We start from the raw sequence: 13,033 nt of genomic DNA, 5'->3' as shown, positions 1-13,033 counted from the left end.
GGTCAGCGCGGGTTCGTATGCGAAGCCGCTACGGGCTGCAAGCGCCCCGGGAGGCGTACGCGGAGCACGATGCCCGCGGCGAGGAGGCTCGCCGCGAGCACCGTCCCGAGCACGGGCCCGTAGCTCCCCGTGTGGTCGCGGAGGTAGCCCGTCGCCGGCACGCCGATCCCCTGCGCGAGGACCAGGAGAGGGCTCATGCGGCCCGCGATCGCGCCGTAGTGGAGGCGGCCGAAGGCCGCCGCGTTGAGGCTCGCGAGCAGCGTCGCGTTGCCGCCCATCGCGTAGCCGTAGAGGACGACGTAGCAGGCGAGCAGCGGCTCGCTGCGCGTCGTCCAGAGGAGGAGGACGCCGGCGCTCTGCAGGCAGAAGCACACGGCGGCCACGCGCCGCTGGTCGAAGCGGTCGAGCAACGCGCCGAAGCCGAGCTTCCCCACCACGCCCATGGCCGCGGTCGCGCCGAGGACGAGCGAGGCGACCGACTCGGGCAGCCCGCGGTCCACGAGCAAGGGCATCTGGTAGAGCAGCACCGAGGCGAGGCCCGCCATGGTGAGGCTGAACGCCGCCGCCAGCAGCCAGAAGTTCGCCTGCCGGACCGCCGCCTCCGGCCGGACCGAGCGCTCGATCTCGTGCTCTGCGAGCGCCAGGTCGGCGGGCGAGGCGTGGCCCGCGGCGGGGAGCCCGTCGGGGAGGAGGCCCAGGTCGGCGGGGTCGCGGCGCATGAGGAGCATCACGGGAGGGAGGACGATCGCCGCCTCCAGCACGCCGAGCACGGCGAACGCCGCCCGCCAGCCGAAGGCCGAGACGAGGCGCTCGGCGAGCGGCGCGAACACGATCCCGCCCGCCGAGATGCCGGCGGTCGCGATGCCGAGCGCCCGGCCGCGCCGGCGCACGAACCAGCGCGCCACCGCGGAGTTGTTGGGCAGGTGACCGATGCAGGTGGAGCCGAGCGCGACCGGGCCGGCCAGGCAGAGATAGAGCGCGGCGAGCGAGTGCGCACGAGAGAGCAGGAGGAAGCCCGCCGCCAGTACGAGCGCGCCCACGATCTCGACCGGGCGCGCGCCGTGCCGGTCGACGGCCCGGCCGACGAGGAGCGAGTAGCCGGCGGCGGCGAACTGGAGCGCCGAGAAGCCGCTCGCCACCGGCACGTGCCCGCCGAAGGCCGCGGCCAGCGGCGTGAAGAAGACACCCCAGGCATAGAAGATCATGCCCGTGTTGACGGCGTGGCAGATGAAGGCCACCAGAACGATCCACCAGCCGTGGAAGATCCGCGCCGGGCGCGTCTTCACGTCGTGGCCAGGAACCAGCGGTAGTGCGTCGCGGTCGTGAAGCCCATGCGGCGGTACATCGGCTCGCCCATGGGCGAGGCCTGGAGGTTCGTGAAGCGCGCGCCGCGGCGCAGCCCCTCCGTGATCGCCGCCCAGGTGACCGCCCGGCCGTAGCCGCGCCCGAACTCCTCGGGCAAGGTGCCGACCCACCCGATGCCGCCCACGCCGTACGCCATGTAGAGGATGGCGCCCGCGACCGCGCGCCCGTCCCGGTAGGCGAGGTAGGCCTGCGTCGTCGGCCCCACGACGCCCGCAAGGCGGGCGAAGTGCTCGGTGGTCGAGGCCTCGGGCGCGCCGTAGAGCGCGAAGGCCCGGGCGATGACACGGGCGTAGTCCGCGCGGCCGGCGTCGTCGGTCACGGGACGGATGGCGACCCCGGGGGGCGGCGGCGGGGGACGCCCGGCGCCCGGGAGCAACGCCATGCCGGGCTCGCGATGGATGGGATGGAAGCCGGACGCGCCGAGGTCCGCCTCCAGCCCCGCGTCGGCGTGCTCGCGCGTCCACACCGAGAAGGGGCTGTCGGTCGGCCCGTAAAAGGCGAGCGCCCTTGCGCGCAGGTTCGGAGCGTCGGTCCGGCCCGTGACGATCGCCATGTTGGTCGCGACCGTGCCGTGCGGCGTGCGGCACATGACGAGGCCAGGCGTCTCCGCGACCGCTCCCCCCGGTGTCGCGCGCGTGTCGGCCACGTAGACGGCGACCATGTTGGCATCCATCAGCGCGAGCAACTCGGCGCGCTCCGGCGGCGACATGGGATCGCGCTCGCACGCGCCCTCCGGCGAGTCAAGTGCGCCGTGGACGAAGGCAGAATCGCCTGGTAAAGAATCCCCATGGCGCGATTCCGCTCGAACAAGCGGGCCAAGGAGCTCCAGCGCAAGGCCAAGCACGAGGCCAAGGAGGCTCGCAAGCGAGACCGGCGCGAGAAGGCGGCGGAGGGGGTCGACGACGACATCGACTGGAGTCAGGCGGTTGGCATCACACCCCCACCGGGCACCGTCACGAGCGACGCGGGCGAGCAGGACTCCACGCTGGACGACGAGAAGGAGCCGGGTCCGGCCCGCTGAGCCGACCGCGCGAGGACGAGCCGCGCCGAGCGGGCCCGGCGGGTGTGAACGGCCGGTCACGGACCGGTCGCAGCACCGGCCGCGCGGAGGGGGCGCGGCCGTCAGCCTCGGCTGACGGGCGCGCACCGCGGACACGAGATCTACGCGCTTCCGCCGCTGGCACGCCGCTCGCTTCCCGCCCCGGCGGGGAGGGCAGGGGCATGCACTTGAGGTACGCGCTGCTGGCGCTGCTCGGCGAAGGTGAAGCGCACGGCTACGAGCTCTTGAAGCGCTTCAACCGGCGGATCGGGCCTTTCTGGCATCCCAACATCGGGCAAGTCTATCAGCTCCTGCACGAGCTCGAGCGGCGCAGGCTCGTCGCCCGGCGCGACGAGGACGTGGGCACGCGCACGCGCCGCGTCTTCCGCCTGACCCCCCGCGGCGAGCGGGCGCTCGGCGCCTGGCTCGCCCGGCGGCCGGGCTGGCCGGCGCCGCTGCGCGACGAGATCTTCGTCCGCCTGCTGGCGGCAGAGCGTGGCGGGCCGGCCGCGGTCCTCGCCCAGCTCGAGCGGCAGGAGACCGAGTACCGCCGCTACCTCTCGCTCGTCCGCGAGGAGGCGGCTCGGCCCGACGCGCCGGTCACCCGCCGGCTCGCGCACGAGGCCGCGCTCGGCCAGGCGGAGGCGCACCTGCGCTGGCTCGCCCGCTGCCGCGCGCTCCTCGGCGCGCCCCCGCTGGCGCGCGCCTCGTAGCCGGGCGCCGACGCACGGGCGTGCCCCGTCCCACGGTTAGTTCGCGCGCGAGCGGAGGGTCAGGTGGTGGACGCTCGCGTGCGCGGGCTGAGCGAGCTGGAAGGCGACCGCGCGGGCCACGTCCTCGGGCGCGAGCAGCGGAGTGTGGGGATTCAGGAGCCCGAGCTCCTTCCAGCGCTCCGTCGCCGCCGGCAGGAGCGCCGGATCGAAGTTGGATGCGAACTCGGTCGCCACGTTGTGGATCTCGATCGTCATCACACGGATGCCCTGCGCCGCCACCTCGGCGCGGAGCGCGCGCGAGAGCGTGTGCACGGCCGCCTTGGAGGCCGAGTAGGCGGCCAGGTACGGCCAGGCCTCGTGCGCCGAGGCCGAGGTCATGTTGACGATGTCGCCCGCGCCGCGCGGCAGCATGTGACGGAGCGCCGCGCGGCACGCGACCAGCGTGCCGAGGACGTTGGTCTCGAGGACGGCGCGCCATTCCTCGGTTCGCCCCTCGGCGACGGGACGGATGTGGCCGACGGCCGCATTGTTGACGAGCGCATCGAGGCGCCCGTGGCGCGCGACCGCGCCCTCGACGAGCCGCTCGACCGCCGCCTCGTCGCGCAGGTCCGTGACGACGGCCTCCGCCCCGCCGCCGGCGGCGCGGATCGCCGCCACCGCCTCCGCGAGCCGGCCGGCGCGACGGGCGGCGAGCACGACGCGCACACCCGCGGCGGCCAGCTCGTGCGCCACCGCCCGGCCAATGCCGGACGACGCCCCGGTGACCACGGCCACGCGGCCCGCGAGCGCCGTGGTGTCCGCCATTCTTCAGGCCGCGAACAGCGGCCGGAGCGCGGCGCGCACGCCGTCCGGCACCGCGAGGGGCTCGCCGCCCGCCGCGGCGACCCAGCGCCAGCGGGTGCTCACCCGGACGAGCGGGCGCTCGCCGCCCGCGCGCACGATGCGCTGGTGCGCGTCGAGCGCCTCGGGCGCCCACGTGAACCAGGTCGCGACCTCGAGCCGGTCGCCGTAGCGCGCGCCCTCGAGGTATTCGAGGTCGGCGCGCGTGAGGACCGGCACATGGCCCGCCGCGAGCATGCGATCGAGCGACCAGCCCGCGTCCTCGATCGCATCCAGCACCGCCTGGGTCGCGACGTCGAGGTAGACGGCGTTGTTGACGTGCCCGATCGAGTCCACCTCGCAGGCACGCACGCGGTGCGCGCCCTGCGCCGGCGCCGGCGGCGCCGCGGGCGCGCTCCACGGGTCGCGTCCACGCCCGTTGCCAGCCTCGAAGCCGAAAGCGGTCTCCAGCTCGCGCGGCACGCGGCGCGGCCGCCCGCTCTCGACGTCGACGTAGACCCAGTCGGTGAGCGCATCGAGGACGGGTGCGCCGTCGGCGGCCTGCACCGCATAGCGGCGGTGCGAGCGCACGCGCCGGAAGTCCTCCACCCAGGTCCGGATCGCCAGGCGCTCGCCCGCCCGCGCGGGGCGCGCCACCGCGAGCGTCGAGCGGCGGACGAGCCACATCGCGCCCGCCCGCGCATACCAGGCCCCGTCGCAGCCGGCCGCCGCGCTCGCCTCGACCGCGGCGTGCGCCAGGTAGCGGAGGTACACGCCCGGGTGGAGGCGCCCGAAGCGGTCGAGCTCGTCGTGGCGGACGGTGACGTGCGCGGTGTAGACAGGACCCACGACGCCGGCCTGGTAGCACACCAGGGACGCCGAGAACAGGGGAGAGACGCGCGTGGCCACACCCGGCTTTCCGCTCCCGCTGCGCAACGCGCTCGCGGAGCTGGCGCTCGCCGCCTGCGAGGACGACGCGGCCACCGCCGCGCTCGGCTGGCTCGCCGCGCCCACCGCCGCGCCGCCGCCCGCTGCCGCAGCGCGCCTCGCGGCCGTGCACCTGATCGACCCGGGCGGGCGCGCGCTCCTTCCCGTGCACGCGCCGCACACGGCAGCGGTGGCCGCACACGCGAGCCGCGCGCTGCGTGCCGCCGCCGCCTTTCGGCAGGGCCCCGCCGGCGCCGGCGTCGTGCGCGCCTGCCGCGTCGCCGCCGCGCTCTGGAACGAGCGGCTCTTCTTCGAGGTGCACGAGGTGCTCGAGGCGGCGTGGAAGACCGCGGCCGGTGCGGAGCGGCAGGCGCTCCAGGGCGTGATCCAGATCGCGGTCGCCTACCATCACCTCGCGCACGGGAACCCGCGCGGGGCACGGAGCCTGCTCGCGGAGGGACGGAGCCGCCTCGCGAGCGTGCCCACGACGACGCTGCCGGTGCTCGACGTGGCGCGTCTCCTCGCCGCGACGGCGCCCTGGGAGGCGGCGCTCGCGCGCCGCGAGACGCCGGCGGAGGAGCCGCCGCGTCTTGCGCTCGCGGCGGAGTAGGAGCGCACGTCCGGGGGCCGCAGCCGCCGTCGCTGCGCTGCTACGCGTCGAGCGCCAGCTTGAGGCTCGCCAGCGCGCGGAGCTCGTCGCGCACGGTCTCGAGGTCGGTGATCGCGCGCGCCACCTCGCCCCGCAGGCGTTCCAGATCGGCAGCGCCGATCGGGGCGAGGAGCGCCGTGATGCGCGCGAGGACGCCGGTCACGTCGGCCCCTGCGACCGGCGCCAGGGCGGGCTCCGTGACCGAGGGCGGCGCCGCGTGCAGCGGCTCCTCGACCGGCGGACGCCGCACGGGCAGAACCGTCGCCCCCATCACCTCCAGCGGCGGGAGGTCCTCGCGCGGCGCCACGCGTTCGAACGGGCCGAGCGCACGCAGCCAGAAGCGCTCGTACTCGGCGCGGCGCGCGGGGTCGCGCAGGACCTCATAGGCCTGCTGCGCCCGGCGGAACCGCGCGCCGTCGCCGCCCACGTCCGGATGAAGCCGCTTGGCGAGCTCGAGCCAGTGCTCGCGGATGGTCTCCCCGGAGGACAGCGCGGGCACGCCGAGGATGCGGTAGAGGTCCGTCCGCCGCCGGTCCTCGATGGTGGCGAGCAGGACCGCGGCGCGATCCGCGACGTACTCGGGCACGACGCCCCGGCGGCGGGCCGTGCGGCAGATCTCCCAGTAGTGCGCCGACCTGCGCCCCCGGGCCGCATCGACGAGGAGCCCGTATAGCAAGTGCGCCTCTTCCTGCGGCCCGGTGAAGAGCTCCTCGGGCGCCCCCGCATCGAGGATGCGCGCGAGGCCGTCCAGGGTCGCCCGCCGGCTGGTCGTCGCTCGTCCCATCGCCCCGTGCCTTCGGTGCGCGCCGCTTCTAGCAAGAACCTCCGGCGGGCGGAAGCCATTTTTCTGCGCGTGGTCCGCGGTCGGTTGCAATCCGCGCCGGCCTGCGCGAGACTCCGCGCGATGTCGCCCCGCGCGCGGCCGAGCGCCCGGCTCGCACTCGCCACCGTCCTTCTCCCGGCGCTCGCGTTCGCGCAGGACGCCATCGTGCCCTTCGGTCAGGAGGACTCTCCCCGGGGCCACCTCCGCGACCGCTACCGCAAGCCGGAGAACAGCCAGAAGCTGAGTGACAGCGCGCGCAAGCTGAAGAGCGAGGACGTCGAGGAGCGCCTCGACGCGATCCGCACCCTGGGGCAGCTCGACGATCCGAAGGCGACCGAATACCTGGTCGCGGCGGCGAGTGACCCCGATATGCGCGTGCGCATCAAGGCGATCGACACGCTCGGCCACATCAAGGCCAAGGACGCGACTCCGCTTCTCGTCCAGCAGCTCTTCATGCGCGACACCGACCTCGGCACCAAGCAACGCATCCTCGCCAGCCTGGGCAGGATCGGCGACACGCGCGCGACCGGACCGATCATGGATTTCCTCTCGCGCGACGTCGACCCCGCGGTGCGCGGCAATGCGATCTTCGCGCTCGGCGACATCGGTGATCCGGCCGCCCTGCCGTCGCTCGAGGTCCTGGCCAGGGACGCGCAGGACCCGCTCTTGCGCAGCCTGGCAGCGGAAGCCGCCCGCAAGATCCGCGCGCGCCCCGCACCCGCGGTGGTGCCGCGCGCGCTGGCGGTCGACCGCCGGGACCAGGGGGGTGCGCCCGCCAAGCCGTAGCCGTCAGGCGCGGTGCGCCGGGCGCTCGGCAGCGCCTCGATGGTCCCGTGCTGGCGGGTGCCGCGCGAAGCGGCTACGCTGGCGCGCGCGCCGAGGTGGCGGAACTGGCAGACGCAGAGGACTCAAAATCCTCCGCCCGCGAGGGTGTAGGGGTTCGACTCCCCTCCTCGGCAGTCAGGATCCAGCCACTTACGATCATGCGAACACCCGTGTCGGCTCAGCCTCGGGCTCTATGGCAAGGCTGAGCGCCTGCACCGCCCGCTGATGCTCTTGCGGCACCGGCCTTGAGAGAGCAGCCTCCAGCGCGTTCACAGCGACGCGGGCCTCTCGGATTTGTCATGGTCGCGTCCATCGGGGAACCTCACGTCGCACGGAGGGCGGGCATGCCGCAGGGTAGTCCCCGGACCGTCTCCCTCACTGCGCGGGCTACTTCTGCTCCGGCTCACCTTGGAAGTGGATGTCTTCCGGGAACGGCACACTGACCTCGTCGGCCACACGCTTTAGCCATTTCCCAGATGAGCGTGTCGAGCGATGACGCTGGCGCGCGAACCGCCTGGGTTGGCGGTCATGGAGGGGGGCGGATGGACGACGCGACGACGGTGAGCAGCGCCACAGACTGCTTGCGCTCGGGTACGCCGACTGACCACGTCGCCACGGGTGGCCCTGGCCCGGTCGCACCGCACTGGTGGCATTTCCCTTGAGGTAGGGGATCTCATTGGGGTAGGCAGACGTAATCGGAGGGAGCCCTTGTCGCTCGCGGCCACCGCGGTCCAGCCGAAGACGATCACGGACGATGCCTTCGCGTTCCGACCGGCGTCGTTCGGTGCCGGAGATCTCGGAGGGCCGACGACGAGCGAGAGCCGCACGCTGCCGTGACGCTCGAGCGAACTGTCGTCGGGCCGCGCGCGAGTCGCGCCATGCCTACGTGCGGGGCGGCGGGACTCCTCGTCATCCTGCTCGCGACCGGCGCCGCGCGCGCCACTGGACCCGCCGAACGGCGGTGCGAGCGGGCGCTCGCCAGGGTGGGACCGCGCCTGCTCGCTCGCTCGACGGGGCTGCTTGCCGCGTGTGCGCGCGCGGTGGCGACCGGGGCGCGGGCCGCGAGCACCGACTGCCTCGCCGACCCAGCGATTGCGCGGCGCCGGGCGGCCGCGGCGCGGGCCGCGCGCCGCCGCCTCGGCCGCGCGTGCTCGGTCGAGGCCGCGGCGGCGCTCCACCTGGGTGGGGACTGCGCCGACGCCCGCACCCCGGACGCGGTCGCTGGCTGCCTCGTCGGCACCCACGATGCCGACGCAGACGCGGTGCTGGCCGTCTCCGACGCCGCGCCCGCCGCACTGCCCGAGGCAGCACGGGCGTGCCAGCTCGAGGCGACGGGCCGCACGCGCGAGGTGCTCCTCGGCCGCGTTCACCTCCTCACGGCATGCCACCGGCATCCGCCGCGCGCCCTCGCGGCCGGGAGCGATTGTGCCGAATACCCGCCGCTCGCCGCCCGGCTCGCGCGGCTCGGGAGCCGGGCGGCGGCCCGCATTGCCGCCCGCTGCGGGGGCGCGGCGCTCGGCGCGGCCCACTTCGGCGTCCCGTGCGACGCGCCGGCGGACGGCGGCACGCTCGCGCAGTGCCTTCTCCGCGTGGCCGGCGCGGCCGCCGACGACGCGCTCGCGGCCGAGCGCCCCAACCCGGGCTTCTGCGGCGATACGGGCGCGACGGTCGAGCGTCGCATCGATCGACTCCTCGCCCGCATGACCCTCGCCGAGAAGCTCGATCAGATGCACGGCGTCAGCCTCTTCACCCCGGGTCTCGCAGGTCGCATCACGGCGGTTGCGCGCCTGCGCATCCCCGGCATCGGGATGCTCGACGGGGCGCGCGGCGTGAGCGCCGTCAGCGGGAACGCGACGTGCTTCCCGGTCGGCATGGCGAGGGGCGCGACGTGGGACGAGGCGCTCGAGGAGCGCGTCGGCGAGGCGATCGGCGTCGAGACCCGCGCGAAGGGCGGGAGCATGATCCTTGCGCCCGTCGTGAACATCCTGCGCCACCCGCGCTGGGGGCGGGCGCAGGAGACCTACGGCGAGGACACCGTCCACCTGGGCCGCATGGGGGTCGCATTCGTGCGCGGTGCACAGCGCCACGTGATCGCGAACCCCAAGCACTACGCGCTCAATAGCATCGAGGATACCCGCTTCACCGTCGACGTCGCGGTCGACGAGCGGTCCCTACGCGAGGTCTTTCTCCCACACTTCCGCCGTGCCGTGCAGGAGGGGCACGCGGGCGCCGTCATGGCGGCATACAACCAGGTGAACGGCGCGCACTGCAGCGAGAACACCCACCTGCTGCGCGAGGTGCTCGACGGCGACTGGGGCTTCCAGGGTTTCGTCGAGTCCGATTGGGTCCTCGGAACGCGCAGCACGGTGCCCGCGGTGGAGGCGGGGCTCGACGTCGAGATGCCGGCCCCCAGCTACTTCGGCAAGCCGCTCGCCGATGCCGTGACGGCCGGCCAGGTGCGCCTGACGACGATCGACGATGCCGTGCGTCGCACCCTGCGCGTACAGCTCTGCTTCCGCCTGGATTCCGACCCGCCGAAGGTGGACCCGACCCAGGTCGAGACCCCCGCACACGTGGCGCTCGCCCTCCAGGCGGCCCGCGAGTCGATCGTGCTGCTCCGCAACGAAGCCGGGGCGCTGCCCCTCGACGCGGCGCGCGCGCGCTCGCTCGTGGTCGTCGGGCCGCTCGCCGCGATGGCGGACCTCGGGGACCACGGGAGCAGCCTCGTCGTTCCCGCCTCTGCCGTGTCGCCGCTCGCCGGCATCCGCGCGCGCGCCGGCGGCGTGACGGTCGCCTACGTCGACACGAGCTCACCCTCCCCCGCCGATCTGGCGCTGATCGCGGCGGCGGACGCGGCCGTGGTCGTCGTCGGGCTCACGTTCCAGGACGAGGGCGAGGGACTGATCACGATCGGCGACCGCCCGTCGCTGGCCCTGCCGCGCGACCAGGATGCGCTCGTCGCGGCAGTGGCGGCAGCGAACCCTCGAACCCTCGTCGTCCTCGAGGGGAGCGGGGCACTCCTGATGCCCTGGCTCGACCAGGTGGCCGCCGTGCTGATGGCCTGGTATCCCGGCGAGGCCGGCGGGACGGCGATCGCCGAGGTGCTCTTCGGCGACGTGAATCCGTCCGGCAAGCTGCCGGTCACCTTCCCGCGCGCGGAGAGCGACCTCCCGCCGTTCGACGACACGAGCCCCGCGGTCCAGTACGGCTACTTCCACGGCTACCGTTACCTCGACCGGAACGACACCGCCCCGCTCTTCCCCTTCGGCTTCGGGCTCGCCTACACGACGTTCCGCTATTCGAACCTCGCGATCACACCTGCGACCGCCTCACCGTGGGGCCGCGTGCGCGTGACCGCCGACGTGACGAACACGGGCCCCGTCGCAGGCGACGAGGTTGCGCAGCTCTACGTCGGCTACAGGGGCTCGCGCGTCGACCGTGCGGTGCGTGATCTCAAGGCGTTCGCCCGGGTCCACCTCGAGCCCGGCGAGACCCGCACGGTCCCGTTCGAGGTGCGGGCACCAGACCTCGCGTACTGGGACGCGGGCGCAGGCGCACTCGTCGTCGAGCCGATCGCGTACACGGTCGAGGTCGGGCCGTCGTCGCGCGACCTGCCGCTGGCGGGCGCTTTCGCGGTCTCGCCGTAGGCGGCCGACGGCGCTTCCGAGACCGCGGGGGGTCGGGCTTCGAACGGGGCCGGCTCGACCGCGGCTCATGCCGGGCCGTTCCCTGCACATTCCGGACACCGCACAAAGCGGGCTCGCTCAGTCCCGCCGTGCCGGCAGGAAGCCCGGCAGGTGGCGCGCCGCCGGGCTGTGCGCGAGGGGCAGCGCCTCGCGAACCGCGCTCTCGAAGTCTTCTGGCCTCGGTCCGATTTGCACGCGATGACGGGCCGCGGCCGAGAGCGCCCGGCGGAACGCCGCGGTCGGGGCTGCGGTAAACCCGCGGCTCGGCGCGGGCGGTGGCGACCAGCACTGGCCTGGCTGCCAGCCGGATGAGACGCATCCCGGCTGGCGCCCAGCGCGAGGGAGCAGCCCCTCGAGCTACCCCCCTGACCTACCCGACCCTGCCGAACCGCCTTGATCTCTCTTTCCCTACAGTGCAGAGATTGCTCATGGCACGCGACTATCTGAGCGGCTTCGAGCAGATCGTTCTCGCCGCGGTTCTCCAGACCCACGGCGACGCCTACGGCGTCACGATCCACCGCGCCATCAAGGACCGCACGCGGCGCGACTACTCCTTCGGTGCGATCTACGCGACACTCGACCGACTCGAAGCGAAGGGCTTCGTCTCCGCAGCGGCCAACCCGTCGTACTCACGGCGAGAGGGCCCCGTCGAAAGCACCATCGAGAACGACCGAGGAGGATCGTCGATGTCGCGCACGTCCGCTCACGTGAATCGAACCCGGCTCGGCGTGGTCGTTCTGGCGCTCACCGCCCTGCTCCACTGCTCGGCAGTCATACCGCGCGCGTCGGCGGCGGTGCCGAGCCCGACGATCGAAGGGCCGATCACCGGCCCCGGGGTCCCGTTCGTCTTCGGGACGGGGTTCGACCTCTCCCAGGTCGGACACATGGCGGAAGAGTTCTTCATATCCGGCACGGCGAGCGCCTACACGAACGTCGGGCCGCTCGGCACCGACGGCAAGTGGACGGTGGCGCCCGGCGAGATGACGCCCTACAAGACGCGCATCCTCGTCTACCGGCCGACGAGCCCGAAGAAGTTCAACGGCACGGTCGTCGTCGAGTGGCTCAACGTGAGCGGCGGTCTCGACACCGCGGTCGACTGGACGACGGCCCACACCGAGCTCATCCGTGACGGCTTCGCGTGGATGGGCGTCTCCGCGCAGCGCGTCGGCGTAGAAGGCGGTACCGCCCTGGTCGGCGTCGTGAGCCTGCCGCTCAAGGCGGTGAATCCGGCGCGGTACGGCTCGCTGAACCACCCGGGAGACAGCTTCTCGTACGACATCTTCTCGCAGGCGGGGCAGGCGATCCGACAGCCGGCGGGCCCGAGCCCCCTCGGCGGGCTCAAGGTGAAGAGACTGATCGCCTCCGGCGATTCGCAGTCGGCCTTCCGGCTGGTCGACTACATCGACGCGATTCATCCGATCGCGCACGTCTACGACGGCTACCTGGTGCACAGCCGTGGGGCCTTCGGCACTCCGCTGTCCGAGGCGCCGCAGCCGGCGATCCCGGCGCCGGGCGCGGCGGCGATCCGGAGCGACGTCGACGTGCCGGTGCTCGCGCTCGAGACGGAGACGGACCTGACGTTCCTCGCATACTTCTCGGCTCGGCAGGACGACAGCCGGCACTTTCGCCTCTGGGAAGTGGCCGGGACGGCGCACGCGGACACGTACACGCTCGTCACGGGCCCGGGGGATCTCGGCAACTCGCCCGGCATCGTCGATCTCCTGATCACCGCGTCGCCCATCCCCGGCCTCATCATGTGCGGCAGCCCGATCAACTCCGGACCGCATCATTTCGTCGTGAATGCCGCCTTCGCGGCCTTGAACCGCTGGGTGCGGACCGGGCGGCCGCCCCGCTCGGCGCCGCGGTTGGCCGTCGCGGCCGGCCCGCCCGTCGCGATCATGCGCGACAGCCACGGCAACGCCCGCGGCGGCATCCGCACGCCGCAGGTCGACGTGCCGATCGCCACGTTCACCGGCGAGCAGAGCGGCTCGCTCTTCTGCCGGCTGTTCGGCACCACCACGCCCTTCGACGCGACGACTCTGGCGTCGCTCTACCCGAACCACCGCGCCTTCGTCGTCGCGTACGACAAGGCGGCCAGGCGGGCGATCAGGACCGGTTTCCTCCTCAGGCCCGACGTGAAGCTCATGAAGGACTGGGCCGCCGCCTCGCACATCGGGGAGTGAGGCC

General features: G+C 73.8%; 11 protein-coding genes and 1 tRNA gene. 7 read left to right on the top strand and 5 right to left on the bottom strand.

Annotated features, from left to right (window positions below):
• Positions 1-2: 2 nt before the first annotated feature.
• Positions 3-1,286 carry an MFS transporter gene (locus E6J59_09500; protein TMB20203.1) on the bottom strand — a complete coding sequence of 428 codons (1,284 nt, stop codon included), beginning with the start codon at positions 1,284-1,286 and terminating at the stop codon, positions 3-5.
• Complete coding sequence (locus tag E6J59_09495; protein TMB20202.1) at positions 1,283-2,074, bottom strand: GNAT family N-acetyltransferase; 792 nt, start codon at positions 2,072-2,074, stop codon at positions 1,283-1,285. The genes E6J59_09500 and E6J59_09495 overlap by 4 nt, the downstream gene beginning before the upstream one ends.
• A 78-nt stretch (positions 2,075-2,152) precedes the next feature.
• Here E6J59_09495 and E6J59_09490 point away from each other — a divergent pair, with 78 nt between their 5' ends.
• Positions 2,153-2,386, top strand: coding sequence for a hypothetical protein (locus E6J59_09490; protein ID TMB20201.1), 234 nt, complete (start codon positions 2,153-2,155; stop codon positions 2,384-2,386).
• Between the two features lie 200 nt (positions 2,387-2,586).
• Complete coding sequence (locus tag E6J59_09485) at positions 2,587-3,117, top strand: PadR family transcriptional regulator (GenBank protein TMB20200.1); 531 nt, start codon at positions 2,587-2,589, stop codon at positions 3,115-3,117.
• A 36-nt stretch (positions 3,118-3,153) separates the two neighbouring features.
• Here the strand turns inward: E6J59_09485 and E6J59_09480 are convergent, their stop codons facing one another.
• Together E6J59_09480 and E6J59_09475 are read right to left on the bottom strand one after the other, a co-directional pair.
• Positions 3,154-3,921, bottom strand: a complete 768-nt coding sequence (locus E6J59_09480) for an SDR family oxidoreductase (protein TMB20199.1) — start codon at positions 3,919-3,921, stop codon at positions 3,154-3,156.
• 3 nt (positions 3,922-3,924) lie between these two features.
• The gene (locus E6J59_09475) at positions 3,925-5,256 is read right to left on the bottom strand and encodes an acyl-CoA thioesterase (GenBank protein TMB20198.1); all 1,332 of its coding nucleotides are present in this window, start codon (positions 5,254-5,256) and stop codon (positions 3,925-3,927) included.
• On the opposite strand from E6J59_09475, the gene E6J59_09470 reads away from it, so the two are divergent.
• Positions 4,838-5,473, top strand: coding sequence for a DUF309 domain-containing protein (locus E6J59_09470; protein ID TMB20197.1), 636 nt, complete (start codon positions 4,838-4,840; stop codon positions 5,471-5,473). The two genes, E6J59_09475 and E6J59_09470, sit on opposite strands and share 419 nt — an antisense overlap.
• Positions 5,474-5,513: 40 nt before the next feature.
• Here the strand turns inward: E6J59_09470 and E6J59_09465 are convergent, their stop codons facing one another.
• Positions 5,514-6,296: a J domain-containing protein gene (locus tag E6J59_09465; protein TMB20196.1), complete on the bottom strand. Its 783-nt coding sequence runs from the start codon at positions 6,294-6,296 to the stop codon at positions 5,514-5,516.
• 120 nt (positions 6,297-6,416) lie between these two features.
• On the opposite strand from E6J59_09465, the gene E6J59_09460 reads away from it, so the two are divergent.
• The 4 genes from E6J59_09460 to E6J59_09445 all read left to right on the top strand — a co-directional run bounded on the left by E6J59_09460 (position 6,417) and on the right by E6J59_09445 (position 13,029).
• Complete coding sequence (locus tag E6J59_09460; protein ID TMB20195.1) at positions 6,417-7,121, top strand: HEAT repeat domain-containing protein; 705 nt, start codon at positions 6,417-6,419, stop codon at positions 7,119-7,121.
• 89 nt (positions 7,122-7,210) lie between these two features.
• A tRNA-Leu gene (locus E6J59_09455) sits at positions 7,211-7,294 on the top strand.
• A 744-nt stretch (positions 7,295-8,038) separates the two neighbouring features.
• Positions 8,039-10,807 carry a glycosyl hydrolase gene (locus E6J59_09450; protein TMB20194.1) on the top strand — a complete coding sequence of 923 codons (2,769 nt, stop codon included), beginning with the start codon at positions 8,039-8,041 and terminating at the stop codon, positions 10,805-10,807.
• 347 nt (positions 10,808-11,154) lie between these two features.
• Entirely contained in the window at positions 11,155-13,029 is a 1,875-nt protein-coding gene (locus E6J59_09445) for a hypothetical protein (GenBank protein ID TMB20193.1), read from the top strand.
• Positions 13,030-13,033: the final 4 nt, after the last annotated feature.

The sequence above is a fragment of the Deltaproteobacteria bacterium genome (assembly GCA_005879795.1).
In the GTDB taxonomy this organism is placed as follows: domain Bacteria; phylum Desulfobacterota; class Binatia; order DP-6; family DP-6; genus DP-6.
The sequence above is the reverse complement of the archived record's forward strand: the minus strand, read 5'-3'. Positions and strand labels throughout refer to the sequence as shown.

Excerpts from the sequence above, each read along its gene's own strand:
- E6J59_09495 (TMB20202.1), bottom strand. The coding sequence starts at position 2,074 with ATGTCGCCGCCGGAGCGCGCCGAGTTGCTCGCGCTGATGGATGCCAAC.
- E6J59_09490 (TMB20201.1), top strand. The coding sequence starts at position 2,153 with ATGGCGCGATTCCGCTCGAACAAGCGGGCCAAGGAGCTCCAGCGCAAG.
- E6J59_09485 (TMB20200.1), top strand. The coding sequence starts at position 2,587 with ATGCACTTGAGGTACGCGCTGCTGGCGCTGCTCGGCGAAGGTGAAGCG.
- E6J59_09480 (TMB20199.1), bottom strand. The coding sequence starts at position 3,921 with ATGGCGGACACCACGGCGCTCGCGGGCCGCGTGGCCGTGGTCACCGGG.
- E6J59_09465 (TMB20196.1), bottom strand. The coding sequence starts at position 6,296 with ATGGGACGAGCGACGACCAGCCGGCGGGCGACCCTGGACGGCCTCGCG.
- E6J59_09460 (TMB20195.1), top strand. The coding sequence starts at position 6,417 with ATGTCGCCCCGCGCGCGGCCGAGCGCCCGGCTCGCACTCGCCACCGTC.
- E6J59_09450 (TMB20194.1), top strand. The coding sequence starts at position 8,039 with ATGCCTACGTGCGGGGCGGCGGGACTCCTCGTCATCCTGCTCGCGACC.
- E6J59_09445 (TMB20193.1), top strand. The coding sequence starts at position 11,155 with ATGAGACGCATCCCGGCTGGCGCCCAGCGCGAGGGAGCAGCCCCTCGA.